Genomic DNA, 25,797 nt, shown 5'->3' with positions numbered 1-25,797 from the left:
TCAGGGCATGTCATGCTGAGGTGCGGATCTTGGTGTGAGTCGGGAGAGAGTGCGGCGGCGTGAAGGCAGCGGGACACTCGGTGCGGACCCGCCTGCGGGACCGGGTCGCGGCGTCCGACCCCGGGCTGCTGCGCCTGACGGCCGGGCTCCGGACGGTCGGCGCCATCGCCCTCACCCTGGCCGCGCTCTCCCTGCTGGGGGCCGATGTGCCCCACCTGGTGGCGGGGGCCATGGCGGCCATGGTCGCCACCTTCGCCATCCGGGAGAAGCAGCCGGCCGCGCAGGCGGTGACGCTGGCGCTGGGGCTGCCGGTGGCGCTCGCCTCCGTGAGCCTGAGCGCGGTGCTCAGCGAGCGCCGCGTCATCGGCGACGCCTTCTTCATCGCCCTGATCTTCTGCGCGGTCTACGGCCGCCGGTTCGGCGACCGGGGCACCGCGCTCGGGCTGATCGGTTTCCAGGTCTACTTCCTGTCCCTGTTCGTCGGCGCCACCATCTCCTCGCTGCCGGCGCTGTACGGCGCCATAGCTCTGGCGTTCGCCTCCAGCGCCGTGCTGCGGTTCGCGGTGGTGCCCGCGACCCCCACGGGCGTCCTGGTGCGGCTGCGCCTGGCCTTCCGCGCCCGGCTGGCCCAACTGGTGTCCGCGCAGCTCGACCTCCTCGACGCCGCCGGGGAGGACATGGACAAGGCGCTGGGGGCGGTGCGCGAGGGCACCGCACGGCTGCACGAGACGGCGATGATGATCCAGGGGCAGTTGGAGGAGGGCACCCCGGACGAGGCGGCGGCGCGGCTGGTGCAGCGCCGGATCGCGGACGCCGAGATCGCCGCCGAGCGGCTCGGCCTGCTGCTGCTGTCGGCCCGCAGCGCCGAACGGGCCGACACGCTCACGCTGCACCTGCCGGGGGCGTCCGCCCCGTCGGTGGCCGTGCCGGCCGAGCCGGACGAGTCCACCGCCACGCTGCGCCGCGATCTGCGGGCGCTGCACACCCTCGTGCTGCGGGCCGGCACCGGCGACACGGGCACCGCGCTGGCGCACCTGCGCAACCGGCTCCTCGGCTACCGGGACGAGGAGAACCTGCCGCCCGCGTCCCCCGCCGTCCAGGACGTCTTCCGGGGCATCGGTGAGACGGCCCGCGCGGTGCTCGGGCTGCGGATCGCCCTGGACGGCCCGCAGGACGAGTCGGACGACACCCCCGCCACGGCCCGCTCCCGCGAGGAGCTGGACGCCGAGGAGGCCGCGATCGACGGCGGCGCCGGGGAGCCGGCACAGGAGGAGCAGACGGGGCTGCGGCGCCCCACCACGCGCGCGGCCGTGCAGGTCGCCGTCGGGTCCTCGCTGGCCATCGTGGGCGGTGAGCTGCTGTCCACGCAGCGCTGGTACTGGGCGGTGCTGACGTGCTGGATCGTGTTCATCAACACCGCCTCCACGGGCGAGATCCTGGTCAAGGGCTACCGGCGGCTGCTGGGCACGGTGTTCGGTGTCGTGGCAGGCATCGTCCTGGCGGGACTGGTCGGCAACCACACCTGGACGGCGTTCGCCCTCGTCCTGGTGCTGATCTTCGCGATGTTCTACACGGCGCCGCTGTCGTACACGCTGATGTCGTTCTTCGTCACCGCCATGCTGGGGCTGCTGTACACGCTGCTGCACACCTACAGCCTCGACGTGCTGGTACTGCGGATCGAGGAGACGGCGCTGGGCGCGGCCTGCGGGGTGATCGCGGCGGCGCTGGTGCTGCCGGTGCAGACCGACCGCCGTACGAACGAGCTGCTCGGTACGGTGCTGGAGCGGCTGGCCGACGTCTCGGAGGCCGCGGTCGGACAGCTCAGCGGCGGGGCGGCGGACGAGCTGCTGGACAAGGCGCGCGAGCTGGACCAGGCGCTGGCCGATCTGCGGGCCGCCACCCAGCCGCTGATGCATCCGGTCACGCCGCTGCGGGCCCGGCGGGACACGGCCCAGTACGTGGTGGCGCTGCTGGAGACGTGCGCGTACCACGCGCGGACGCTGGCGGCGACCGCCGAGCTGCTGCCCACGCACCCGTCGATCGCGGCGGATCCGCGGCTGCGCGGGGCGGCCGGGCGCACCGTCCGCAACATCGGGACCATCGCGGCCCGGGTCGCCGACGAGCACGCGGGTGCGAAGGTCGAGACCGGGCCGAGCATCGCCTCGCTGCTGGGCTCGGACGCGGGTACACCGCGCTACGGGCGGATCACCGACCGCGTGCTGCGGCACATGGAGCGGCTGGACGAGGCCGTGGTGGGCCTCGCCCGGCCGCTGGGCGTGCCGGTGGCCGCGCCCCAGGGGTGAGGCGGGCGGCTGCCAGTCAGAAGTCCGTGGGCAGGCCACTCACTTCGGCGATGCCCCGCAGCTCCTCGGTCTGCCGGTGCCGTTCCTTGATGTAGTCGGCTATCTCGCCGAGGCGGTCCGGGTCGGACGCGGTGGAGGCGTCCGTGACGATCCTGACCGGTCCGGTCTCGTCGACGTCGAGTTCGATCACTTCGTTGTCGAGGCGGCCGGTGACGGCGGTGGCGATGACGAGCGCCACCTCGTCCCGGACCTCCTGGGGCAGTTCGTCGTTGGCCCCGGAGTCGAGCGCGAAGTCGAGGCTGGACAGGCGTTCCTCGTCGATCGCCTCGAGGACCGGTTCCACCACACGCATCAGAAGGCGGTAGTCCTCCGTGTCCATCCGGATGCGCAGGAGGTCCAGGTACATGTCCACGGGCCGGCCGTCGCCATGCGGAATCTCGGAATCGCTCATTGGCTTCGTGTTCCCCGCATGACGCGTCTCAGACGCGCCGCCACCGGGCCATGGCGAAGGAGAACACCCCGAAGAGCACGAGCCCGGCCGCCACCAGCACCAGCAGCCAGGGGCCGGCCGGGGTGTCGGCGAAGCTGCGCAGGGTGTCGTCCAGGCCCTTGGCCCGGTCGGGTTCGTAGTCGATGGCGGCGCGGACGGCGAAGACGCCGGCCACCGCGAACACCAGCCCGCGGGCGGCGCCACCGGCCACGCCCGTGACGTCCACCAGTTGCCGGGTGCGGTGGCTCATCTGCCCGACCCGGAGTTTGTCCCGGTACTTGCGCAGCACCGCCCGTACGCCGATCCAGCCGCCGGCCGCGACGACCGCGCAGCCGGCGGCGCCGACCAGCCACTGGCCGGCGGGCATCTCCAGGACCCTGGCGGTGGCGTCCCGGGACTGCTGGTCGCTGGAGCCCCCACCGCTCTGATCGCGGCTGGCCGCGAACGACAGCACCGAATAGGCGACGAAGACGTAGAAGGCGCAGCGGACCGTCGCCAGCAGCCGCTTGCGCGGGCTGCGGCCGTCCTTGCCCACGGAACCGAAGAGCGCCTCGGACAGCCGCCACAGGGCCATGCCGACGAGCCCGATGCCCAGGGCCCACAGGAGCACAGCTCCGAAGGGCTTCTGTGCCAGTGCTTCCAGTGCTCCCCCGCGGTCGGCCTGCTCGCCCGTGTCGCCGAAGGCGATCTGCAGGGCCAGCGCTCCGACGAGCAGATAGATCACACCCCGGGCGGCGAGTCCCGCCCGTGCCGCCCCCTCGGTCGCCGAGCCCCGCGCCATCCGCCGGGCCCGGAGCCGACCGCCCTGTGCCATCGCACTCGTGTTCATGTCGACCTCCCGGCAGTCCGGATGCCCCGGGCCGGCGTCCCCACACCCGGAGCGGCCCCCGGACCAGCGGATTCCGGTCAGGGCCGGGGATCTGTCCCTCTCAGCCGCTCGGCGGCGCCCCCTCCGCCCCGGGGGGGTCAGGACCGCCGGAGCCGGGATCCGCGGCCGGTGCGGCCGAGGGCGTGCAGGTGCTCCAGGGCGTCCAGGACCACCGTGCGGTCGTGCCAGGCGAACCAGCGGCCCGCCTGGCCTGCCATGGTGTCCAGGGCTTTGGTCTGTGCCGTCGTCAGTCCGCTCAGGGGCCGGTCCATATGGGCCGAGACCATGCCGACGCACAGTCCGGACGCGGTCGTCAGCGGGACGCTGTGGCAGGCTCTGCTGCCCGCCGCGAGGATGGCCCGCCGGGCCGGTTCGGTGAACACCGGTCGCTCTCCACCTCCCGCACGGTGACCTGGGCGACGGCCCGGGCGGCCTGGGCACAGGAGGTGCCGTCCTCCCCGACGTGGGCGAAGAAGTCGACGAAGTCGGGGGTGAGCCCGGTGTGCTCCTCGATGCGCAGGCCGCCTCGGACGCGGTCGGGGAGCTGGACGTTTCCCATGCCGGTGCCGGTCACCGCCAGGGTGTGGCTCAGAGGGTGTGGCTCAGCACGGCCTTCAGGACGGCCCCGCGGCTGCCCGATCCGGACCGCTGGGCATCCGTGGAGGTCAGGGTGGGTTCCGGCTGCCGGGCGCGGCGCGGGAACCACAGCCGCTCGCGCCCGTCGGGGGGCGGCGCGGTCACCAGGACGCCCGCCAGTGTCCGCACCTTGACGTTGTACCGCTGCGAGGCCCGCTGCATCAGCGCGAAGGCGCTCTCCCCGTCGGGCAGCCCGTACCGCTCCTGCAGCATGCCCTGCGCCTGGGAGATCAGCGGGTACACGCGGGCCCGGGCCCGCAGGTCGCGCACCCCGGAGCGCAGGCGCTCCAGCTCGCCGTGGTCGCCGGCCGCCCTCCCGGGTGTGGACATGAAACTCCTCGGTGTGCCGAACGTGAACGGGCCCGGCCGCGGCTGCCGCCGTCGGCCGGGCCCCTGTTCAGCCTCGCCTTCCCCCTGGTGTCACGTGCCCGCGCGAGGTCAGGCGTTCCCGGCGGCCGGCATGCGCTGCCGGGTCTTCAGGGCAGCGGTCTCGCGGGCCGGTGGGGGTGCGGCCGTGAGCCACTGGTGGGCGGCCTCCAGGGCGCGCCTGACGTCCCGGGTGCCGGTGGACACGCACAGCGTGTACGCCAGGTCGCGTACCCGCGGATGCAGCTCCGCCGGTCCGCGTCCGGCTTCGGCGGCCGACAGTGCCTCGTACTCGTCGACGAGCCGGCGCAGCACGGCGGGATGGGGCCTCAGCATGGTCGTTCGCTCCTGGATCAGATGGTCAGGCCGCCGTGGAGTCGCCGCCGGTTCCCCGGCCGCCGGTCCGCTGCCCGAGGACCTCGTCGCGCACGCGGGCGCAGCTGCGGCTGATGAGGCGGGAGACATGCATCTGCGAGATGCCCAGGTGATCGGCGATGCGGCTCTGGGTCATGTCCTCGAAGAAGCGCATGTAGAGGATGGCCCGCTCCCGCTCGGGCAGGCGGCGCAGTCCTTCCTTGGCGGACTCGCGGTCGACCACGACGTCGTACGACGCGTCCGCCGCGCCGAGGGTGTCCGCGAGGCTGTAGCCGTCGTCGTCGGCCGACAGCTCGGCGTCCAGCGACAGGGTGCTGAAGCTGTCCAGGGCCTCGAGCCCGGCGTTGACCTCTTCCTCGGTCAGGCCGGTGTGGGTGGCGATGTCCGCCACCGACGGCTCGGGGCTGCCCGGGTTCTGGGTGAGTTCACGGCGTGCCACGCGCACCTTGTTGCGCAGCTCCTGCACGCGGCGGGGGACCCGCAGGGCCCACATGCGGTCGCGGAAGTGCCGCTTGACCTCGCCGGTGATGGTGGGGACGGCGTAACTCTCGAAGGCACCCCGGCTCGGGTCGAACCGGTCGATGGCCTTGACCAGCCCCAGGGCGGCGACCTGCCGGAGGTCCTCGATCGACTCTCCCCGGTCGCGGAAGCGGCCGGCGATGCGGTGGGCCATGGGCAGCCACAGGGTGACCAGTTCGTCGCGGACGGCCTCCCGCTCGGGTCCCTCCTCCAGCTCCGCCATCCGGGCGAAGAGGGCCGCTGTGTCGGGGGCGTCGTCGTGACGCCGCCGCGGAGCGGCGGACGTCGGTTCGGGCGTGCCGGGACGATTGACGGGCGTTTCGATGAGCATGCGGATTCGCTCCTGAACGGTGGTTTCAGGGACTGACCGCGGGAGGGCGCTGCCCGGATCGGCCTCGACGGCCTCCGGGGCAGTCATACCGCTCCCGCTGGCGCGCCTCCGGTCCGAAGCACGAAACTGCGTCTGCCCTGCCCCCGGTGGAACAAACTCCGCTTTGCCGAGCAATCTGCGGGGAACCGGCTCACGGGCATTCAGGTGAGGGGAACGACGGCGGTGATGCACTTGCCCCCCGCGGGCAGGTCCGACACGCGGATGTCGCGGGAGAGGCGGCAGACGATGGGCCAGCCGTGGCCGCCGTGCCGCAGCCGTCCGTGCGGATCGGTGCGCGGCGCGGTCACGGGCAGCGCGTCACTGCGGTCGCTCACCGAGACGCGCACCCCGGGGCCGTCGACGTCCACCTGGAAGTCGGTGACACCGCCGCCGTGCAGGATCGCGTTGGTCGTCAGTTCCGAGGCGACGAGCAGGGCGTCGGACAGGGCGTCCGAGTCGCACGGGGTGTGGGTGGCGCGGCAGCGTTCGGCCACGGCTCGCTCGACCGCCCGGCGTGCCTCGGCGGGTTTGCTCGGCCGGGCCCGGTTCACGCCGGGCGGCTCGAACATCGATTCGATCATGTGCTCGTCGCACATTCTGCAGCTCCCCTGGTCCATGAAGACGGAAGCCGGATCCGGTCCCGACCGCGCTCCGCGGCCGTCCGCCCGGGCACGCCTGGGCCCGCTGACCCGCTGCTTCCTTCAGCCTGCCGCGGCGTTCGGCGTGCGCACCGCGAGCGCCGCGGGTCCTGTCTCTTCGGCTCACCTCTCCCCGCACCTGCAAACCTCCGGTCGGCCCCTCAAGCCCGAAATCACGTCGAACGGCCGCAGGCCGGTGCCATTGCGGAGCGGTCTCGGGGTACGCGGTGGTCATGACCGATGTGGTGGATTCCGACGAACTGCTGCGGCGCATCCAGCGTGCGAGGGCGTGCGCGCTGGAGGAGGAGCAGGCGTGGCGGACCAGGAGCGAGGAACTGGTCGCGACCGACCCCCAGGGCGCCAGGGACGCGACCGTGCGCCGGATGTCCTACGAGGCGGTGCTGAGGGTGCTGGACGAGATCGTGACGCCGGGCAGGCACGCCCCGGAGGGCTGAGCGCGCGGGCCGGTGCCCGGTGGCGGGCACGGGCCGACTACGCGGGCACGCCGGGAACCCGGTGCACACGAGAGTCGACCACACCCGAGCACCGACCCTGGAAGCCCTCGCGTACCGCCGGAAGGGGCATCTGTCGTTCACGCCGCCCGGGCACAAGCACGTGGGCATGCACCTGCCCGACCCCGCGGATCCGGAGCTGGAGACGGTCCGGGTGCTGTCCGAGGACGCCGGTGAGTGAAACAGGTCACGCGTCCCGGTTTCGGATACGCGCTCAGCCCCTGGATGGTTTACGGTTCATACATACGTGGTGACGGAGTCGACCCCGGGTCCTCCGTGCATCACCGCGTACTGCCCTGGCTGGTTTCCCCCGTCCAGCCAGGGCTTTTTCATGCCCGGACGACCCGGCGCAGGAAGTCGCCCACGCCGAGGTGCCCGAGGCCCCGCCAGCGGCTGAAATGGGCGTAGGGACAGCACTCCAGTCGACCGCCCGGCGAGGAGCTCCGCATGACCAAAGCGATCAAACTCCTGACCGCCCTGCCTCCGCCCCAGCGGCAGCGTCTGATGACGCTCGCCCGGGAGGTGTCCTTCCCCGAGGACGCCCGGATCTTCGAAGCGGACGGCCCGGCCGACCGCTTCTGGGTCATCCGCTCCGGCGCGGTCTCCCTGGACCAGCAGGTGAACTCCCTGCAGCGGGTGACCGTGGCCAGCCTCGGCGCGGGCGACCTGCTGGGCTGGTCCTGGCTGTTCCCGCCGTACACCTGGGACTTCGGCGCGGTGGCGTTCAGCCCCGTACGCGCCTACGAGTTCGACGCGAGGGCCGTGCTGGCACTGTGCGAGGAGGACCCGGAACTCGGGCTGGCCCTGGTGCGGAACGTCGCCGAGGTGCTCGCGCACCGGCTGGAGATGACCCGGGGCAAGCTGATGGAGCAGTACACCCTGCACCGGCGCGGAGTCCTGTGAGGCGTCGGACGCGGTAGCGCCGCAACGGCGGCCAAAGGAGCATCACGGCCGCCGTCCGCCGGGCGGCCGCTCTCAGCTCCCGGCGATGAGCAGGGCACCGAGCACGATCATGGTCGCGGCGACCAGGCCGTCCAGGACGCGCCAGGCGGCGGGCCTGGCCAGGAACCGGCCGAGCGCCCGGGCCCCGAAACCGAGGGCGGTGAACCAGCACAGGCTGGCCAGGACGGCCCCGAGGCCGAACGTCCAGCGCAACGGGCCGTGGTCGGCGGCGACGGAGCCGAGGAGGAACACGGTGTCGAGGTAGACGTGCGGGTTGAGCCAGGTCATCGCCAGACACGTGAGCACGGCCCCGCGCACCGACCCGTCCGCCTCCCCCTCCGCGAGCAGCGCGCCCCCGTCCGGCCGGAACACCCGGCGGGCGGCCAGGGCGCCGTAGCCCAGCAGGAACGCGCCGCCGATCCAGCCGACCGCCTTCAGCGCGCCCGGCCAGGTCACCACCACCGCGCCGACCCCGCCGACGCCGAGGGCGATGAGCGCGGCGTCGGACAGGGCGCAGATGGCGACGACGGCGAGGACGGCCTGGCGGCGGACCCCCTGGCGCAGGACGAAGGCGTTCTGGGCCCCGATGGCGACGATGAGGGACAGCCCGGTGCCGAAACCCGCGGCGCCGGCGGTGAAGGTGCTGGTCATGGCGTCGACGCTATGGAGGAGGCCGATGCGGGTCCAGCTAAAGGTTCTTACGTATCGTTAGCACTCGTGATGATGACGGATCTCCCGCTGGATCAGGTGCGGACGCTGCTCGCCGTCGTGGACGAGGGGACGTTCGACGCGGCGGCGGCCGCGCTGCATGTGACGCCGTCAGCGGTCAGCCAGCGAGTGAAGGCGCTGGAGCAGCGCACGGGGCGGGTGCTGCTGCTGCGGACCAAGCCGGTGCGGCCGACCGATTCGGGCGCGGTGCTGGTCCGGCTGGCCCGCCAGGTGGCACGGCTGGAGCGCGACGCGTACGCGGAGCTCGGGCTGAGCGGCACCGGGGAGCCGACCCGGGTGTCGGTGGCGGTGAACGCGGACTCGCTGGCCACCTGGTTCCTCCCGGTGCTCACGCAGGTGCCCGAGGAGCTGCGGCTCTGCTTCGAGCTGCGCCGCGAGGACGAGGCCCACACGGCGGCGCTGCTGCGGGAGGGGGTGGTGATGGCCGCGGTGACCTCCTCGCCGGATCCCGTGCCGGGCTGTTCCGTGCGGTCGCTGGGACGGATGGGCTACATCCCCGTGGCCGCGCCGGATTTCGCCGCGCGCCACCTGGGCGGGCCACTGGCGGAGGTGCTGCTGGAGGCGCCCGTGGTGGTCTTCGACCGGAAGGACGACTTCCAGGACGGCTTCGTCCGCCGGCTCACGCGGGGGCGGAGCGGTGCGAGCGCGCTGCGGCACTACGTGCCGACCTCGGAGGGCTTCGTCGACGCGGTCGCCGCCGGACTGGGCTGGGGCCTGGTGCCCGAGGCCCAGGCGGAACCCCTGCTGCGCGACGGGCGCCTCGTCGGCATCGCCCCGGAGCGGACCGTGGACGTGCCGCTGTACTGGCAGCAGTGGAAGCTCGACTCGCCGGCACTGGCTCACGTGGCGGAGACGGTGACGGCGACCGCGGCGGAGGCACTGCGGGCCTGACGCCTCAGGTCCGCATGCCTGAGGTTCGCCTCAGGTTCGGACGCTGTCGAGCCGGGCCGCCGCGCTGTCCAGCAGCATCTCCAGGGCCGTCGGGTAGGCGCTGGTGGGCATGCGGGCGGCGAGCAGGGGCGCCGCCTCGGCGATACGGGGGTGGGTGGCCGCCGGCAGGCGGGCGTAGGTCGAGCTCCACATCTCCTCGTCGGCGTGCAGCGAGGCGCTCGGCAGGGCCAGCGAGGCGGCGTCGAGCGCGGCGAAGCCGAGGGTGGTGTCGATGAAGGCGTGGAAGACGCGCACCGCCTCCGGCAGCGGGAAGCCCGCGGTGCACAGGACGTCCAGGACCGCCTCGTCGGCGGCGAGTTCGTTGGCCCGGCCCGAGACCCGGCTCGCGGTGAGCACCGCCGCCTGCGGATGCTCCACGTACGCGGCGTGCATCCGCAGCCCGAAGGACCGCAGATCCGCCCGCCACTCCCCCGTGCGCCGCCAGCCGTCCAGCGCCTGGCCGACGAGGGCGTCGCCGATGGCGAGCGTCAGGTCGTCCATGCCGCGGAAGTACCGGTAGAGCGTGCTCGGGTCGGCGTCCAGGGCGAGGCCGAGGCGACGGGCGGTCAGGCCCGCGCTGCCGTGTTCGCGCAGCATCCGCAGTGCCGTCTCGACGATCAGTTCCTCGGACAGGACGGTGCCGCTCTTGGTGGGCCTGCGCCGGCGGCGTTTCTCCTCGGTCACCACGGCCTTCGGCACGGCCGTCTCCTTCCTGCCCTTATGCCAACGCCATTGACCTTATGACATGAGGCGGCGTTCCATCTCCCCCGAGGCTGAGGTTCCTCGTGAATAGGGAGTTTCTGTCATGCGCGTACTGCTCGTGGGTGCCGGTGGTGTGGGCGGCGCGATCACCAAGATCGCGGCCCGGCGGCCGTTCTTCGAGGCCATGGTGGTGGCCGACTACGACCCGGACCGGGCGGGGGCGGCGGTCGCGGCGCTCGGTGACTGCCGTTTCACGGCGGAACGGGTGGACGCGGGCGACGAGACGGCCGTGGCCCGTCTGCTCGCACGGCACCGCTGCGACGTCCTGCTCAACGCCACCGACCCGCGCTTCGTGATGCCCCTGTTCCGGGCCGCCCGTGCCGCGGGCGCCACCTATCTCGACATGGCGATGTCGCTGTCCCGCCCGCACGCCGAGCGGCCGTACACGGAATGCGGGGTCAAGCTCGGCGACGAGCAGTTCGAGCAGGCGGCCGACTGGGAGAAGGAGGGCCTGCTGGCCCTCGTCGGCATGGGAGTGGAGCCGGGCCTGTCGGACGTCTTCGCGCGCTACGCAGCCGACGAACTCTTCGACGAGATCGAGGAGATCGGCATCCGCGACGGCGCGAACCTCACCGTCGACGGCTGTGACTTCGCGCCGTCTTTCAGCATCTGGACCACCATCGAGGAGTGCCTCAACCCGCCGGTCGTCTACGAGATCGACCGGGGCTGGTTCACCACCGAACCCTTCAGCGAGCCCGAGGTGTTCGACTTCCCCGAGGGCATCGGCCCCGTCGAGTGCGTGAACGTCGAGCACGAGGAGGTGCTGCTCGTCCCGCGCTGGGTCGACGCACGCCGGGTGACCTTCAAGTACGGCCTGGGCCGGGAGTTCGTCGAGACGCTGAAGACGCTGCACCTGCTGGGCCTGGACCGCACCGGCCCGGTGACCGTGCCCGGACCGGACGGTCCGGTGGCGGTCTCCCCCCGGGACGTGGTCGCCGCGTGCCTGCCGGACCCGGCGACACTGGGCGAGCGCATGCACGGCAAGACCTGTGCGGGCACCTGGGTGCGGGGCGTGAAGGACGGCGAGCCGCGCGAGGTGTACCTGTACCACGTGGTCGACAACCAGTGGTCCATGGCCGAGTACGGCTCCCAGGCCGTGGTGTGGCAGACCGCGGTCAACCCCGTCGTGGCGCTCGAACTCCTCGCCACCGGCGCCTGGTCGGGCGCGGGCGTGCTCGGCCCGGAGGCCTTCCCGGCCCGGCCGTTCCTGGACCTGCTGACGGCCTATGGCTCCCCCTGGGGCGTGCGGGAGCAGTGAACGGCTGTCCGGGAAGGCCCTGTTTCACCACGCATCGACAGGTGACCCGAGAAGGAGTAAGCATCCGAAAGAGTACGTTCCTACTGCGATGCAGGTGACTTCGATGGACAACTGGCGAGAGCACTCCGCCTGCCGGCACGAGGACCCCGAGCTGTTCTTCCCGATCGGCACCTCCGGCCCGGCATTGCTGCAGACCGAACAGGCCAAGGCGGTGTGCCGGCGCTGCCCGGTACAGGAGCAGTGCCTGCAGTGGGCGCTGGACACGGGACAGTCCATCGGCGTGTGGGGCGGGACGAGCGAGGACGAGCGGCGTGCGCTGAAGCGGCGCATCGCCGCCCGCCGCCGCTCCGCCTGACTCCCGGCCACCACCCCCTGGGAGCGGGCCTGTTGTCCGGGTCGTGTCGAGACGTGATCCGGACAGCAGGCCCTGTCGGCCGCGACACAGTGCCCCCGTCCTGAGAGCGTGAGGAGACGGGCCGATCTGCGAGGTCAGCCGGTCTGCTTCGCCGCCGCCCGGCCCGCCGCCCGCCCGGAGAAGAGGCAGCCGCCGAGAAAGGTGCCCTCAAGCGCGTTGTAGCCGTGCACCCCGCCGCCGCCGAAGCCGGCGACCTCACCGGCCGCGTAGAGGCCTTCGACCGGCTTGCCGTCGGCGCCCAGGGCGCGGGAGTCGAGGTCGGTCTGGATGCCGCCGAGCGTCTTGCGGGTGAGGACGTGCAGCTTGACGCCGATCAGCGGGCCGGCGGCCGGGTCGAGGATGCGGTGCGGGGTGGCGACCCGCCCGAGGCGGTCGCCGATGTAGCGGCGGGCGTTGCGGATGCCCTGCACCTGGGCGTCCTTGGCGTAGGGGTTGTCGATCTGCAGGTCGCGGGCCTCGATCTGGCGCTTGATCCCGGCCGCGTCGAGCAGCGGCTTGTCGGTGAGCTGGTTCATCTTCTCGACGAGCTGCTCGATGCCGGGGGCGGTGACGAAGTCGGCGCCCTTGCGCAGGAACGCGTCGACCGGCCCGGGCGCGCCCTTGCCGAGGATGCGTTCCTTGAGGAACCCCGCGCGGTCCTTGGCGGTGATGTCGGGGTTCTGCTCGGAGCCCGACAGCGCGAACTCCTTCTCGATGATCTTCTGGGTGAGGACGAACCAGGAGTGGTCGTACCCGGCGATGTCCTCGGTGGTGCGCAGGTGCTTCAGGGTGCCGAGGGTGTCGTAGCCGGGCAGGTACGGGCCGGGCAGGCGGCGGCCGAGGGCGTCGAACCACATCGAGGACGGGCCGGGCAGGATGCGGATGCCGTGGCCGGGCCAGATCGGGTCCCAGTTCCGCAGGCCCTCGGTGTAGTGCCACATGCGGTCCCGGTTGACCAGCCGTACGCCCGCCTCGGCGCTGATGTCGAGCATCCGCCCGTCCACGTAGGCCGGTACGCCGGTGACCATCTCCCTGGGCGGCGTGCCGAGTCGCTCGGGCCAGTAGCGGCGGACGATGTCGTGGTCGGCGCCGATGCCGCCGCTGGTGACGATGACGGCCTGCGCGGTGAGTTCGAACTCACCGACCGGGTCGCGGTTGGAGGCGACACCGCGAGGTGAGGTGTCCTCGGCCAGGACCGTGCCGCGCACGCCCCGGGCGGTGCCGCCCTCGACGACCAGGGCGTCGACGCGGTGGCGGTGGTGGAAGGTGAGCAGGCCGTCGCGCGCGGCCTGCCTGGCGTAACGGACGAACGGTTCGACGACTCCGGTGCCGGTGCCCCAGGCGATGTGGAAGCGGGGCACGGTGTTGCCGTGCCCGTGCGCGGTGAGGTCGCCGCGCTCGGCCCAGCCGACCGTGGGCAGGAACCTGATGCCGTGACCGTCCAGCCAGGACCGCTTCTCCCCCGCGGCGAACTCGACGTAGGCGCGTGCCCAGCGCACGGCCCAGGAGTCCTCGTCGTCCAGCCGGTCGAAGCCCGCGCTGCCCCGCCAGTCGCTCCAGGCGAGGTCGAAGGAGTCCTTGATGCGCAGACGCCGCTGCTCGGGCGAGTCGACGAGGAACAGCCCACCGAAGGACCAGAAGGCCTGCCCGCCGAGGTTGGCGGCGTTCTCCTGGTCGACGAGGACCACCCTCCTGCCCCTGCTGGTCAGTTCATGGGCGGCGACCAGGCCGGCGAGGCCCGCTCCGACGACGATGACGTCGGCATCCATGGCGACGTTCCCTTCTTCAGTTCTGCCTGTGGTCGGGGGTGCCGCTGCCGTCGGTCAGCAGGGCCGTGAGCAGTTGCTTCAGCCAGGCCCGGGCGTGCTCGACGTCCCGGTCCAGCAGCAGTTGCGTGGTGACGCCGTCGTACGCGGCGACCACGGCGCCGGCGGCACCGTCGGTGTCGCCGAGCACCGCGGGCAGTGCGGTGTGCCCGCGGGCCCGGGCGAGCCGGTCGGCGATCGCCTGCCGCAGCCGCGCGCGGTGCTCCAGCAGACTCCGCGCCACCTCCGGGTCGCGGGCCGCGTGCACGAGGAAGTCCGTCTTCACCAGGAGCCAGTCCCGGTCGAGGAGCAGCACGCCGGTGACGCGGTCCACGGCGGCGGGGACGTCGAGGTCGGGCCCGTCGAGGGCGAGCGCCCCGGAGACCTGCTCCGCGATCAGCTCGGCCCGCTCCCGGTAGAGGGCGAAGAACAGCTCGTCGAGGCTGGAGAAGTTGGAGTAGAAGGCGCCTCTGCTGTAGCCGGCGGCCTCGCAGACCTCCTCGATCGAGACATGCCCGAAGCCCTTCGCCGCGAACACGGCGAACGCCGCTTCGAGGAGGTTGGCGCGCGTGCGGACACGGCGTCTGGTCACGCGCCCGGTCGTGCCCTGCGCTGCCACCCTGCCCGCCTCCGTTCGATACAGGAACGTATCGGATACAGAAATGTATCCGAAGGTTCGGTCCGCCGACAGCCCCGAAGCCGATGACCTCGCAGGCGACAGCTCCGCAGGCCACAGTTCCGAGATCGATGGCTGCGAAATCGATGGCCCGGAAAGCGGTGGCCCCGAAGACTTCGGGAACACACATTCGAATAGGCGGTAGGCTGGGCGCATGACCGCGCACCACCTCCAGGGCTCCCTCTTCGACCAGGCCGACGAGCTGCGCCTCGGCCCGCTCGACGGGATCGGCCGGACCGACCTCGGTTTCGGCGCCTGGCTCGATGTGCTGCCCGCGTGGCTCAGCGGCTCGGACGACCTGTTCGAGCACCTGGCCGCGGAGGTGCCGTGGCGGGCCGAGCGGCGCCAGATGTACGACCACGTCGTCGACGTCCCGCGGCTGCTCGCGTTCTACGGCGTGGACGACCCGCTGCCGCACCCGGTGCTGGTGGAGGCGCGGGACGCGCTGAGCACCCACTACGCCGGGGAACTGCGCGAGCCCTTCACCACGGCGGGCCTGTGCTACTACCGCGACGGCCGGGACAGCGTGGCCTGGCACGGCGACCGGATCGGGCGCGGTGCGCACGAGGACACGATGGTCGCCATCCTGTCCGTCGGAGCGCCCCGGGACCTGCTGCTGCGGCCGATGCGGGGCGGTCGTGACACCGTGCGGCGTCCGCTGGGCCACGGCGATCTCGTCGTGATGGGCGGCTCCTGCCAGCGCACCTGGGAGCACGCGATCCCCAAGAGCACGCGCGCGGCCGGTCCGCGCATCAGCATCCAATTCCGGCCGCACGGCGTGCGCTGAGCCGGCCCGAAGGGCCGGACCGGGCCGCCCCGACCCGACCCGTGGAGCGGACCTGTCGCTTCCGCCTCCGGCGGGGTCTGCTTTCCTTGCCCCGTCGGGCCGGGGAGCAGGACCACACAGGCGGGACGATCATGCGGGCGGACATCCACCACGTCGCGGACGGCACCTACCTGGCGCACGGGTCTCACACCAACTGGGTGATCCTCTCGGAGGGGGACGCCGTCACGCTGGTCGACACCGGCTACCCCGGTGACCGTGAGCAGCTCCTCGCCTCGCTCGCGCAGGTGGGCGGCTCGCCGGAGGCGGTCGCGGCCGTGTTGATCACGCACGCGCACAACGACCACCTGGGTTCCGCCGAGTATCTGCGCTCCGCGTACGGCACGCCCGTCTATCTGCACGAGGCCGAAGTGCCGCACGCGCGCCGGGACTTCCTGCACCAGGTCTCCGTCGGGACGGTGCTGCGGAACGGCTGGCGGCCGGGCGTGCTGCCGTGGGCGGTGCACGCGCTCCGCTCGGGCGGCACGGCCCACGTCCCCGTCGCCGCCCCCGAGGTGTTCCCGGCCGCCGGGGCCCTGGACCTGCCCGGGCGGCCCGTGCCGGTGCACACACCGGGCCACACCGGCGGCCACTGCGCCTACCACCTGCCGGGCACCGGAGTGCTCATCTCCGGCGACGCCCTGGTCAGCGGGCACTCCACCTCGCGTATCGAGGGGCCCCAGCTGCTGCCGGACATGTTCCACCACGAGCGGCCGCGCGCCCTGGCCTCCCTGGACGTGCTCGCGGAGCTGGAGGCCGAGCTGCTGCTGCCCGGGCACGGGCCCGTGCACCACGGCTCCGTGAGGGACGCCGCGCAGAGGGCCCGGGACCGGGCCCTCTAACCTGATGTGACGATCGGCGGCGAGACAAGGACACCCGGCGCATGGCACTGCAGATCAGCGCGACGAACCCGGAGCATCCCGCACTCCTGCTGGAACTGCCGTGGCACCTGCCCCTGGAGGAGTGGCCGGAGGAGTACCTCGTCCCGCTGCCCCGCGGCATCTCCCGGCACGTGGTGCGCTACTCCCGGGCCGGGGACGAGGTGATCGCCGTCAAGGAGCTGGCCGAGCGGCCCGCGCAGCGCGAGTACGGGCTGCTGCGCGACCTGGACCGGATCGGCATCCCGGCGGTGGACCCGCTGGCCGTGGTCACCGGCCGCACCGACGCGGACGGCGCCCCGCTGGAGAGCGTCCTGGTCACCCGGCACCTGGGTGGCTCGATGCCGTACCGCTCGATGTTCGAGACGACCATGCGCCCGGCCACGATGCACCGGCTGATGGACGCCCTCGCCGTGCTCCTGGTGCGGCTGCACCTGGCCGGGTTCGCCTGGGGCGACTGCTCGCTGTCCAACACCCTCTTCCGGCGCGACGCGGGCGCCTACGCGGCCTATCTGGTGGACGCCGAGACCGGCGACCTGCATCCGCAGCTCAGCGTCGGGCAGCGTGAGTACGACCTCGACCTCGCCCGGGTGAACATCAGCGGGGAGCTGCTGGACCTGGAGGCGTCCGGGGCGCTGCACCCGTCGGTGGACCCGATCGACTTCGGCATGGAGATCTGCGCCCGCTACCGCGGCCTGTGGGACGAGCTGACCCGGACGTCGGTGTATCCGGCCGGCAAGTACCACTACATCGAACGCCGGATCCGCCGCCTGAACGACCTCGGGTTCGACGTCGCCGAGATGCAGATCGAGCACGCCTCGAACGGTGACACGGTCAGCTTCGTGCCCAAGGTCGTCGACGCGGGCCACCACCAGCGGCAGCTGCTGCGCCTGACCGGGCTGGACACGGAGGAGAACCAGGCCCGGCGGCTGCTGAACGACCTGGAGAGCTGGATGGCCACCCAGGACGACTACGCCCCGGGCGACCCCCTGGGCGCCCGCCCGGAAGTGCTGGCGCACCGCTGGGTGCGGGAGGTGTTCCGGCCGACCGTGCGGGCCGTGCCGCCCGAACTGCGCGGCACCATGGAACCGGCGGAGATCTACCACCAGCTCCTCGAACACCGCTGGTACCTGTCCGAGCGGGCCCAGCACGACATCGGCCTCGACGCCGTGGTCGAGGACTACATCACGAACATCCTGCCGAAGACGAGCAAGACGCTGCAGCCGACGGCGGAGTGACGCGCGGCGGGCCGCGGCCTCCGGCGGAGGGCCGGACGGCCGAGGGGCCCGCCGCCGGAGGCGGGCCGCGTCAGGCGTGCGGCACCACCGCGACCGGGCAGTCCGCGTGGTGCAGCACGCCGTGGGCCACCGAGCCGATCCGGGCACCGACGGCCGTACGGCGGGCGCGGCGGCCGACGACCATCAGCTGGGCCGTCCCGGACACCGACAGCAGCACCTGGCCGGCGCTGCCCATCTCGACGTGCTCCACGACCGGCACGTCGGGGAAGCGCTCCCGCCACGGCCGGACCGCGGCGGCCAGGCCCTTCTTCTCGTACGGCTCCAGCCCCCCGGCCTCGTCGAGGAGCTTCAGGGAGCCCGGGCTGTAGGCGAAAACGGGCGGCAGCGTCCAGGCGCGCACGACCCGCACGGCCGCCCCGCGCGCGGCGGCCGTCTCGAACGCGAAGCGCAGCGCGTCGGCGCTGTCCTCCGGGTCGCCCTGCTGGCCCACGACGATCTCGCGCCCGGCGGCCTCGCCCAGGGGCCGGTCGTCGGCCCGGACGAGCACCACGGGCCGGGTGGCCTCGGCGATGACCTGCTGGCCGACCGAGCCGAGCAGGAAGCCGACGATCGGCCCGTGCCCGCGCGAGCCGAGCACCAGCATTTCGGCGTCGGCAGCGGCGGCGAGCAGGGTCCCTACGGCCGTGCCCTCCACGACGTCCGTGGTCACCTGGAGGTCCGGGTGCCGTTGGGTGACGGTCCCGACGGCCTCGGTCACCGCGCCGTGCACCCACTCCGCCTGGCTGTCCGCGTCCGCCTCCGTCCCCGCTTCCAGCGCCCCCGGCGGCTGGACCCGCCAGGCGTGCACCACGCGCAGCGGCCGCTCGCGCCGTACCGCCTCCCGGGCCGCCCAGGCGAGCGCCGCGATGCTCTCCTGCGATCCGTCGACCCCTGCGGTGATCGGGCGTGTCATCCGACTGCCTCCTTGTGTCATGGTCACTGCGTGCCGCTCAGTCTTCACTACGCGGTCCGCTCGGCCTTGAGGTGGGAGTGGATCAGACGGCCAGGACGCCTGGACGGCGCGCGGCACGCCCACGTCGCGCAGGACGGCAGGAGACGGATGGGGACGTATGGCACAGGCCGCCGACGCGGCGCGGAGCGCCATCATGACCGTCGACGTCGATCCGGGGTCTCCGGGGCCGTGTCCCGGGACCTGAGGCGGCGCGGCTTTCCGACCCGGCGGCGGGCGGCGACGTGCGGCGCGGAGGTCCTCACCGCGTGCGAGGCGTCCCGCCGGGCGGGTGCCGGCGGACGGGGCCAAGGTGTTGCGGGCCTGCGAGCCCGGAGCTCAATGACGGTTCGGCGGCCGCGTGTTGTTGATGGGTGGAGCGCTCCCCCGCGGCGGAGCCGCGTAATGTCACAGCCCCACGTCCCTGAGAAAAGAAGGTTGGTCCTGTGCGGCAGGCTTCATCTGTCACGCCGGTAGTCGGCAGGGATGCCGAACTCACCCGGCTCTCCGGGGTGCTGGAACGTGCGCGCGGGGGTGAGGCCCGGGCCGTGCTCCTCGCGGGGGACGCCGGCGTCGGCAAGACGCGGTTGCTGGACGAGGCCGGGAAGCGGGCCGCCGACGCGGGCATGACCGTGGTCACCGGGCATTGTGTGGATCTCGGGGACGTCGGGCTGCCCTATCTGCCGTTCACCGGGATTCTGGGCGTGCTCGCCGCCGACGAGCGGTTCTCGGACGCCCTGGCGGCTCATCCCGTGGTCGAGCGGTTGCGGGGGGCCGGGACGGATTCCGTGCGGGACGTGGACGGGCGGCTGCGGCTGTTCGAGGGGATGGCGGGGCTGCTGGCCGACGTGGCCGATGCCGCCCCGCTGCTGCTCGTGCTCGAGGATCTGCACTGGGCCGACCAGTCGTCGCGGGATCTGCTGCGGTTCCTGCTCGGCCGGGGCGTGCTGAGGCGGCGGCTGGCGGTGTTCGCCTCGTACCGGGCGGACGACCTGCACCGCCGCCATCCCCTGCGGCCGCTGCTGGCGGAGCTGGTCCGGCTGCCCGCCGTCGAGCGGCTGGAGTTGCGGCCGCTGGCCGACCCCGACGTGGACCGGCTGGTGCGGGCCCTGGAGCGCCGGCCGCTGCCGGACGCCACCGTGCGGCGGATCGTGGAGCGGGCCGAGGGGAACGCCTTCTACGCGGAGGAGTTGCTGGCGGCCACCGACACCGAGTCCGGCGGGGTGCCCAGCGGACTCGCCGACGTGCTGCTGATCCGCTTCGAGCAGCTCTCCGACACCGGGCAGCAGGTGCTGCGGACCGCCGCCGTCGCCGGACGCCGCGTCGAGCACGATCTCCTGCGGGAGGCGGTCGGGCTGCCCGAGGCGGAACTGGAGTCGGCACTGCGGGAGGCGGTGGGGCGGCAACTGCTCGTCGCCGGGGACGACGACACGTACTCCTTCAGGCACGCCCTCGCCCGCGAGGCCGTCTACGCCGATCTGCTGCCCGGGGAACGGGCCCGGCTGCACGGCGCGTTCGCGCGGCTGCTCGCCGGGCGCGGGCACCTCGCCGAGAGCGCCGCCGAGCGCGCCCATCACTACCGCGAGAGCCACGACCTGGCCGAGGCGCTGGCCGCCTCGCTGGAGGCCGCCGACCACGCCCAGCGGGTCGGCGCGCCGGCCGAGGAGCAGCGGCACCTCGAAACGGTCCTCGATCTGTGGCCCGCGGTGGGGCCCGAGGCGCGGCCCTCGGGCGCGGGTGCCGACCGGGTGGCCCTCACCCTGCGGGCCTCGGCTGCGGCCGCGCACGCCGGGGAGCTGCACCGAGCGGTCTCGCTCACCCGGTCCGCGCTGACGGAACTCGGGCAGGACGCCGACTCCGAGCTCGCCGCCCGGGTCCGCTACACCCTCGCCGGGAACCTGCTGAGCGTGGACAGCCTGACGGCGGCGTTCGCCTACAGCAGCGAGGCCCTGGCGATGATCCCGGAGGATCCTCCGTCGCGGACGTGGGTGTGGGCGGCGGCCACGCATGCCATGGCCGCACGCTACGTCGGGGAGAACGACACCGCGCTGAAGGTCGCCCGCCGGGCACTGGACGTGGCCGAGCGGCTGCGGGTGACCGACGCGCAGGCGGACCTGCTGATCTCCCTGGCCGGCTTCGACGGCGGCGGGCGGCGCGGCCCGGAGGGCCGGGAGCGGCTGCTGAAGGCCAGGGAGCTGGCTACGCGTTCGGGCAACGCGGCCGTGGAACTGCGCGCGCTGTTCAACCTCGCGATGGGCTGCTACGAGAACGGGGAACCGGCGGAGTGCCTGCCCTGGCTGACGGAGGGCCTGGACCGGGCCCGGCGCGCCGGGCTGCTGTCCTCGCCGTATCCGCTGGAGATGCGGTATCTGCGGTTGCTGGTCCTGCACGCGCTGGGCCGCTGGGACGAGTGCGTCAGCGCGGCGGCGGCCGATGCCGAGGTGCTGCCGGCAGCCGGTGGGTACACGGTCGGTCCCGCCCTGTACGTGGCGCTGGCCCGCGGCGACCTCACGGCCGCCGACCGGGCGCGCGCCCTGCTGGAGGGACCCTTCGACTGGATGGCCACCATGGTCTCGGGCATCGTGCTCACCGACGCCGCGGCGCTGCGCGGTGACCCGGAGGACGCGGTGCGGTGGCTGCGGACGACGGTCACGGCCCTCACCGACGAGGCGGGCACCCCTCCGGACGTGACGGTGCGGCTCGCCGCGCTGGCGTTGTCGGCCGTCGCGGACGCGGCCGTCGGGCTGAGGCTGGCCGGCGACGAGGCGGGGGCCGGCCGCTGGACGGACACGGCGGCGGAACTGGTGGAACTGGCGCGGGCCATCGCCGGCCACAGCGAGGACGGGGTTCCGCAAGGCCCCGAGGGTCAGGCGTGGCTGGCCCGCGCCGAGGCCGAACGGGTCCGGGCCGGGTCGGACGCGGACGCGCCGGCGGCCTGGGCGGAGGCGGTGGCGGCGTTCGGCTACGGCGACGTCTACGAGCGGACACGGTGCCGGCTCCGGTACGCCGAGGCCCTGGTGGCCGCCGGGCGTCGCGAGGAGGCGGCGGCCGAGGCCCGCGCGGTCCGGGAGGCCGCCGGCCGGCTCGGCGCCGCGCCGCTGCGCGAGCAGGTGGACGCCCTGATCCGCCGCGGCCGGCTGTCGGACACCCCGGACGCCGGCGACCGCGTCGGCGGGCTCACCGCACGCGAGCAGGACGTGCTGCGGCTGCTCGCCCTCGGGCGCAGCAACCGGCAGATCGGCGAGGAACTGTTCATCAGCGGCAAGACGGCGAGCGTCCACGTCTCCAACATCCTCGCCAAGCTGGGCGCGTCGAGCCGCGGCGAGGCCGTGGCTGTGGCCTACCGGGAGGGCCTGATCACGCCGGAGCCGTCACGTCCGGCTGACGGGCTGACCGGCTGAGGTGCCACGGGGCCTACGGGCTCGGGGACTACCGCTCGTGGTCAATACACCCTAGCCCCTCCCGCAGTCGAGGCTCCCGATGTCGACGGCGTCGGCCATCGCCCGCATCCCCTCGTCGTTGGGGTGGAGATGGTCGCCGCCGTCGAAGGCGGGGAGGATCCGCTCGGGGTCGTGGGGGCTGCGCAGGATGCGGTCGAAGTCGGTGACCGCGTCGAACGCGCCGCTGCCGCGGATGAAGGCGTTGACCTTCCGGCGCACCGCTTCCCCGGCGGGGTCCCATTCCGGCCAGCCCTTGTAGGGGGCGATCGTGGCGCCGACGACGCATTTCCCCGCCTCGTGCGCCCGGTCGATCAGCGTGCGGTACCCGGCGATCAGCCCGGCGGCCGTGGCGCCGGGTTCGGCCTTGATGTCGTTGACGCCCTGGAAGAGGAACACCGTGCGCACGCCGGGCAGCGAGAGGGCGTCGCGGCTCAGGCGGTGCAGGGCGCTCTGCCCGGGGCCGTCGATGAGGACCTTGTTGCCGGCGATGCCCGCGTTGGCCACTCCTTCGACCCTGCTCGTGGGGGACTCGGCCAGCCGGCGGGCGAGGTGGTCGGGCCAGCGGCGGTTGAGGTCGGTCGTGGAATGCCAGCCGTCGGTGATGGAGTCGCCGAGGGCTGCCACCGCGCCCGTCCCCTTGCGGGGCCGTACGGTGACGGCGTCGAGGTAGAACCAGGAGCCGGTCCGCTGCTTCCAGTGGGTCGCGCTCTCCTCCGCGCTGTGGTCGCCGTTGGTGGTGTACGACGTCTGCATCGCCATCCAGTGGCCGGTGAGCGCGCCGCCCGCCCGGGCGACGTAGAGGCTGACGGCGAGGGTGCTCGCGGCTGGGACGTGGCCGGGCAGCGGGTCGCTGTAGACGATGCCGCCGGCGGGGACGGTGACGGTGCGCGCGCCGTCGAAGGTCAGCCGCCGGTTGCTGCCGGGGACCAGGGCGGCTCCGTCGCGGCGCAGGCCCGCGTGGACGTTGCCGAACGTCACCGGCTGGTCGCCGAAGGCGTTGGACAGCCGCACCCTGAGGCCGCTGCCGCCGACGCTGGTGTGCACCACCAGCCGGTAGCTGCGGCCGTCGACCGCCTCGCCGATCCGGTCGGCGGAGGAAGCCCAGGTGACCACGCCGTACCGGGACCCCGTCGGGGCACTGGACGGCGGGCTCGGCAGGTCCCCCTGCGGCACCGTGCCGGTCCCGCAGCCCAGCGCGACGCACGAGGTGAGGGCGGCCAGGGCGGCACGGCAACGGGGGCGGGCGGGGCGAGGCATCGTCGGCGCTCCTTCGGCCGGTCGGTCGCGTACGGGTGGTCTCACGGTGCGAGGTTCCGCAGGGTCACGGAGCCGCCGGGTGCGAGGCGGCTCCCGCGGTCGTCCCGGCGTAACGGTAGTGGTGTGGCCGCCGACCTGTGCGAGGCGGTCTCGCCTGGCCTGCCGTGCCGCCGGCGCACATCAAGGAAGCGGGATCACTGGCTGCGGTGGGCTCCTTGCCCTGACGCGCACCGGCACGGCTCCTTGGGGCGGGCCGACGGGGGAACCTCCGTGCCCGCAGGGCCGTTTCACGGAGGGGCGGCACGACGAGGGCGGGGCGGCGTGATGAGCGAGTTGGTCTCCGGGGGCAATCTGACGCTGCCGGGCGGCGCGGTGACCGTCCGGGTGCCCGGGCCGTTCGACGTGTCCGCGCTCGTCACGGACGACGACGGAAGGGTCCGGGGCGACGGCGACTTCGTCTTCTACAACCAGCCGGAGGCACCGGGAGCCCGGCTGCGGGGCGACACGCTCGTCGTGGACCCGGCGCGTCTGCGTACCGGCGCCACCCGGGTCACGGTCGCCGTCAGCCCCTCCGAGCCGGGGACCGCTCTCGGCCGACTCCCCTCCCCCACGCTCCACGTCATCGACGGCGGCGGCCGCCCGCTCGCCCGCTTCACGCCTGCGCACCCCTCGCAGGAGACGGTGCTGCTGCTCGCGGAGCTGTACCGGAAGGGCGACCGCTGGAAGCTGCGCGCCCTGGGCCAGGGGTACGCCGACGGACTGGCGGGGCTCGCACGGGACTTCGGCGTCGACGTCGTGGACGACCCGCCCGAGACCGCGCCCGAGCCGGACCGTGCCCGGGTGTCGGCGTCACGGAGCGGGCCGTCCGCCGCCCACTCCCCCGGGCCGCCGCCCTTCGCGCCCTCCGCGCCCGATCCCGAGGGCTTCCTCCCGCTGGTCAACTCCGCCCGGACCGCGGTCGGTTCATCACCGGTCTCCCTCGACGCCCGTCTCGTGTCGGCGGCTCGGGAGCACGCCGCCGCCATGGCCGCCTCCGGGCGCCTGGGCGTCGAGACCCGCGACGGCGTCTCCGTCTACCAGCGTGTCCTCGGCTCCGGGTACACGTATCTCACCATCGGCGAGCACCTGGTGTCCGGCCCGCGTACGGCGGGCGAGTTCGCCGCGTACTGCCTGCGCGCGGACGGGCCCCGCCGTACCGTGCGCGACCCGGCGGTCACCCACACCGGCCTGGCCCACGTCCACGACGCCCCCTCCGGGGAGACCTACTGGACGGCGCTGTGGGCCAGGCCCTTCACACCGGACGGGCTGGCCGGCACGGCGATGGCCGTCACCGACCTCACCAACCGGGAGCGGGCGCGGGCCGGGCTGCCTCCCCTGGCCGTCGACCGGCTGCTCACCGCCGCCGCGCAGGCGCACAGCGCGGACATGGTGGCCCGCGCCTTCTACGCGCACACCGCGCCCGACGGCAGCCGGCCCTGGGACCGGGCCGCCGCCGCGGGCTCGGCCCTGCGTTCCATCGGCGAGAACATAGCCTGCGGTCAGCGCTCACCGGCCGAGGTCGTGGAGGGGTGGATGAACAGCCCTGGCCACCGGGCCAACATCCTCAAACCCGGCTTCACCCACCTCGGCGTCGGGTTCGCCGGCGGCGGCCGGGCGGGCCTGTACTGGACGCAGCTCTTCGGCGGCTGACACCGCGTCACCCCGCTCCCTGCCCGGCGGCATCGGCGCTCGATCTTGGCGGAGGGAGGGACTCCGGGCGAGGATGCCGGTATGAAGGGTGACCTCTTTTCCAGTGAGCACATGGTCCAGCCGGCCGTCGCGCCCGGCATGACGGTCGAGAACGCCAAATGCATCCGGTACACGGTGAACGGCGAGATGCTCGCCCGGCAGGGCGCGATGATCTCCTACCGCGGCAACCTCCAGTTCGAGCGCAAGGGCCAGGGCGTGGGGGGCATGCTCAAGCGGGCGGTCACCGGCGAGGGACTGCCGCTGATGGCCGTGCGCGGGCAGGGCGAGGCGTGGTTCGCGCACGAGGCGCAGAACTGCTTCGTCGTCGATGTCGAACCCGGCGACGAGTTCACGGTCAACGGCCGTAACGTGCTGTGTTTTGACGCCACGCTGTCGTACCGCATCGCGACCGTGAGGGGCGCCGGCATCACCGGCGGCGGCCTGTTCAACAGCGTGTTCACCGGGCACGGCAGGCTGGGGTTGGTCTGCGAGGGCACTCCGCTGGTCATCCCGGTCTCCCCGCAGTACCCGGTGTACGTCGACACGGACGCGATCGTCGGCTGGACCGCGGGCCTGCAGACCTCCCTGCACCGCTCCCAGTCCATCGGTTCCATGCTGCGCGGCGGCTCCGGCGAGGCCGTGCAACTGCTGCTGCAGGGCGAGGGATACGTCGTCGTCCGGCCGAGCGAGGCGACACCGCACAAACCCGGGCAGCACTGAGCCCCCGTCAGGTGATCTGCGCCTCACAGGCAACCCGGTCCGTTCCGTCGGCGTCTTGACCGGCAGCAGGCGATGCCCTGGCCCTGGTGGCCAGGGCTGGCTTCCACCCCTCTATACACGCCATGTATACACAGAGTGTAGAGATGGCGGGC

The 25,797-nt window shown here is 73.3% G+C and carries 27 protein-coding genes; 13 read left to right on the top strand and 14 right to left on the bottom strand.

What is annotated here, in order from left to right; all coding sequences use genetic code 11:
- Positions 1-59: 59 nt before the first annotated feature.
- Positions 60-2,303, top strand: coding sequence for an FUSC family protein (locus tag ACZ5TL_RS16830; RefSeq protein WP_468590489.1), 2,244 nt, complete (start codon positions 60-62; stop codon positions 2,301-2,303).
- A 16-nt stretch (positions 2,304-2,319) separates the two neighbouring features.
- Here the strand turns inward: ACZ5TL_RS16830 and ACZ5TL_RS16825 are convergent, their stop codons facing one another.
- The 8 genes from ACZ5TL_RS16825 to ACZ5TL_RS16790 form a co-directional block, all read right to left on the bottom strand.
- Positions 2,320-2,754: a hypothetical protein gene (locus ACZ5TL_RS16825; protein WP_468590488.1), complete on the bottom strand. Its 435-nt coding sequence runs from the start codon at positions 2,752-2,754 to the stop codon at positions 2,320-2,322.
- 28 nt (positions 2,755-2,782) lie between these two features.
- Positions 2,783-3,622: a DUF1206 domain-containing protein gene (locus tag ACZ5TL_RS16820; RefSeq protein ID WP_468590487.1), complete on the bottom strand. Its 840-nt coding sequence runs from the start codon at positions 3,620-3,622 to the stop codon at positions 2,783-2,785.
- Positions 3,623-3,759: 137 nt separating this feature from the next.
- On the bottom strand, positions 3,760-4,044 hold the full coding sequence (locus ACZ5TL_RS16815; RefSeq protein WP_468590486.1) for a hypothetical protein: 285 nt from the start codon (positions 4,042-4,044) through the stop codon (positions 3,760-3,762).
- Positions 3,975-4,235: a hypothetical protein gene (locus tag ACZ5TL_RS16810; protein WP_468590485.1), complete on the bottom strand. Its 261-nt coding sequence runs from the start codon at positions 4,233-4,235 to the stop codon at positions 3,975-3,977. Before ACZ5TL_RS16810 ends, ACZ5TL_RS16815 begins: the two co-directional genes overlap by 70 nt.
- 14 nt (positions 4,236-4,249) lie before the next feature.
- A complete protein-coding gene (locus ACZ5TL_RS16805; RefSeq protein ID WP_468590483.1) occupies positions 4,250-4,627 on the bottom strand; it encodes an ANTAR domain-containing protein in 378 nt (125 codons plus the stop codon).
- Between the two features lie 108 nt (positions 4,628-4,735).
- On the bottom strand, positions 4,736-4,999 hold the full coding sequence (locus ACZ5TL_RS16800) for a DUF5133 domain-containing protein (protein WP_468590481.1): 264 nt from the start codon (positions 4,997-4,999) through the stop codon (positions 4,736-4,738).
- Positions 5,000-5,024: 25 nt separating this feature from the next.
- Entirely contained in the window at positions 5,025-5,888 is an 864-nt protein-coding gene (locus tag ACZ5TL_RS16795; RefSeq protein WP_468590479.1) for a SigB/SigF/SigG family RNA polymerase sigma factor, read from the bottom strand.
- 200 nt (positions 5,889-6,088) lie between these two features.
- Entirely contained in the window at positions 6,089-6,523 is a 435-nt protein-coding gene (locus ACZ5TL_RS16790; protein ID WP_468590478.1) for an ATP-binding protein, read from the bottom strand.
- Positions 6,524-6,798: 275 nt separating this feature from the next.
- Between ACZ5TL_RS16790 and ACZ5TL_RS16785 the strand changes: the two genes are divergently transcribed.
- From ACZ5TL_RS16785 to ACZ5TL_RS16775, 3 genes are all read left to right on the top strand, one after another.
- Positions 6,799-7,020 carry a hypothetical protein gene (locus ACZ5TL_RS16785; protein WP_468590477.1) on the top strand — a complete coding sequence of 74 codons (222 nt, stop codon included), beginning with the start codon at positions 6,799-6,801 and terminating at the stop codon, positions 7,018-7,020.
- Between the two features lie 61 nt (positions 7,021-7,081).
- Positions 7,082-7,258: a hypothetical protein gene (locus ACZ5TL_RS16780; RefSeq protein ID WP_468590476.1), complete on the top strand. Its 177-nt coding sequence runs from the start codon at positions 7,082-7,084 to the stop codon at positions 7,256-7,258.
- A gap of 266 nt (positions 7,259-7,524) precedes the next feature.
- Positions 7,525-7,980, top strand: coding sequence for a cyclic nucleotide-binding domain-containing protein (locus tag ACZ5TL_RS16775; protein WP_468590474.1), 456 nt, complete (start codon positions 7,525-7,527; stop codon positions 7,978-7,980).
- A gap of 72 nt (positions 7,981-8,052) precedes the next feature.
- On the opposite strand, the gene ACZ5TL_RS16770 is transcribed toward ACZ5TL_RS16775, so the two are convergent.
- The gene (locus ACZ5TL_RS16770) at positions 8,053-8,670 is read right to left on the bottom strand and encodes a LysE/ArgO family amino acid transporter (RefSeq protein WP_468590472.1); all 618 of its coding nucleotides are present in this window, start codon (positions 8,668-8,670) and stop codon (positions 8,053-8,055) included.
- A 69-nt stretch (positions 8,671-8,739) separates the two neighbouring features.
- Here ACZ5TL_RS16770 and ACZ5TL_RS16765 point away from each other — a divergent pair, with 69 nt between their 5' ends.
- Entirely contained in the window at positions 8,740-9,639 is a 900-nt protein-coding gene (locus ACZ5TL_RS16765; protein ID WP_468590535.1) for a LysR family transcriptional regulator ArgP, read from the top strand.
- 30 nt (positions 9,640-9,669) lie between these two features.
- Here the strand turns inward: ACZ5TL_RS16765 and ACZ5TL_RS16760 are convergent, their stop codons facing one another.
- Positions 9,670-10,377 carry a TetR/AcrR family transcriptional regulator gene (locus tag ACZ5TL_RS16760; protein WP_468590471.1) on the bottom strand — a complete coding sequence of 236 codons (708 nt, stop codon included), beginning with the start codon at positions 10,375-10,377 and terminating at the stop codon, positions 9,670-9,672.
- Positions 10,378-10,483: 106 nt separating this feature from the next.
- Between ACZ5TL_RS16760 and ACZ5TL_RS16755 the strand changes: the two genes are divergently transcribed.
- A complete protein-coding gene (locus ACZ5TL_RS16755; RefSeq protein WP_468590470.1) occupies positions 10,484-11,698 on the top strand; it encodes a saccharopine dehydrogenase family protein in 1,215 nt (404 codons plus the stop codon).
- Positions 11,699-11,801: 103 nt separating this feature from the next.
- Positions 11,802-12,053 (top strand): WhiB family transcriptional regulator, encoded by a 252-nt coding sequence (locus tag ACZ5TL_RS16750; protein ID WP_468590468.1) that lies wholly within the window; start codon positions 11,802-11,804, stop codon positions 12,051-12,053.
- A gap of 134 nt (positions 12,054-12,187) precedes the next feature.
- On the opposite strand, the gene ACZ5TL_RS16745 is transcribed toward ACZ5TL_RS16750, so the two are convergent.
- Together ACZ5TL_RS16745 and ACZ5TL_RS16740 are read right to left on the bottom strand one after the other, a co-directional pair.
- A complete protein-coding gene (locus ACZ5TL_RS16745; protein ID WP_468590467.1) occupies positions 12,188-13,861 on the bottom strand; it encodes an FAD-binding dehydrogenase in 1,674 nt (557 codons plus the stop codon).
- Between the two features lie 16 nt (positions 13,862-13,877).
- Positions 13,878-14,516: a TetR/AcrR family transcriptional regulator gene (locus tag ACZ5TL_RS16740; protein WP_468590466.1), complete on the bottom strand. Its 639-nt coding sequence runs from the start codon at positions 14,514-14,516 to the stop codon at positions 13,878-13,880.
- 211 nt (positions 14,517-14,727) lie between these two features.
- On the opposite strand from ACZ5TL_RS16740, the gene ACZ5TL_RS16735 reads away from it, so the two are divergent.
- The 3 genes from ACZ5TL_RS16735 (at position 14,728) to ACZ5TL_RS16725 (ending at position 17,512) form a co-directional block, all read left to right on the top strand.
- Positions 14,728-15,360, top strand: a complete 633-nt coding sequence (locus tag ACZ5TL_RS16735) for an alpha-ketoglutarate-dependent dioxygenase AlkB (protein WP_468590465.1) — start codon at positions 14,728-14,730, stop codon at positions 15,358-15,360.
- A 131-nt stretch (positions 15,361-15,491) separates the two neighbouring features.
- Entirely contained in the window at positions 15,492-16,238 is a 747-nt protein-coding gene (locus ACZ5TL_RS16730) for an MBL fold metallo-hydrolase (RefSeq protein ID WP_468590464.1), read from the top strand.
- Between the two features lie 41 nt (positions 16,239-16,279).
- Positions 16,280-17,512, top strand: coding sequence for a DUF4032 domain-containing protein (locus tag ACZ5TL_RS16725; RefSeq protein WP_468590463.1), 1,233 nt, complete (start codon positions 16,280-16,282; stop codon positions 17,510-17,512).
- Positions 17,513-17,582: 70 nt separating this feature from the next.
- Here the strand turns inward: ACZ5TL_RS16725 and ACZ5TL_RS16720 are convergent, their stop codons facing one another.
- Positions 17,583-18,464 carry a universal stress protein gene (locus ACZ5TL_RS16720; protein ID WP_468590461.1) on the bottom strand — a complete coding sequence of 294 codons (882 nt, stop codon included), beginning with the start codon at positions 18,462-18,464 and terminating at the stop codon, positions 17,583-17,585.
- A gap of 482 nt (positions 18,465-18,946) precedes the next feature.
- On the opposite strand from ACZ5TL_RS16720, the gene ACZ5TL_RS16715 reads away from it, so the two are divergent.
- Positions 18,947-21,901 carry a helix-turn-helix transcriptional regulator gene (locus ACZ5TL_RS16715; protein ID WP_468590460.1) on the top strand — a complete coding sequence of 985 codons (2,955 nt, stop codon included), beginning with the start codon at positions 18,947-18,949 and terminating at the stop codon, positions 21,899-21,901.
- A gap of 51 nt (positions 21,902-21,952) precedes the next feature.
- Here ACZ5TL_RS16715 and ACZ5TL_RS16710 read toward each other — a convergent pair whose 3' ends face one another.
- Positions 21,953-23,197, bottom strand: a complete 1,245-nt coding sequence (locus ACZ5TL_RS16710; protein WP_468590459.1) for an SGNH/GDSL hydrolase family protein — start codon at positions 23,195-23,197, stop codon at positions 21,953-21,955.
- A gap of 324 nt (positions 23,198-23,521) precedes the next feature.
- Here ACZ5TL_RS16710 and ACZ5TL_RS16705 point away from each other — a divergent pair, with 324 nt between their 5' ends.
- Both ACZ5TL_RS16705 and ACZ5TL_RS16700 read left to right on the top strand, forming a co-directional pair.
- Entirely contained in the window at positions 23,522-24,886 is a 1,365-nt protein-coding gene (locus tag ACZ5TL_RS16705; RefSeq protein WP_468590458.1) for a CAP domain-containing protein, read from the top strand.
- A gap of 81 nt (positions 24,887-24,967) precedes the next feature.
- Entirely contained in the window at positions 24,968-25,645 is a 678-nt protein-coding gene (locus tag ACZ5TL_RS16700) for an AIM24 family protein (RefSeq protein WP_468590456.1), read from the top strand.
- Positions 25,646-25,797: the final 152 nt, after the last annotated feature.

It is taken from the genome of Streptomyces sp. NPDC033136 (assembly GCF_055578235.1).
The sequence above is the reverse complement of the archived record's forward strand: the minus strand, read 5'-3'. Positions and strand labels throughout refer to the sequence as shown.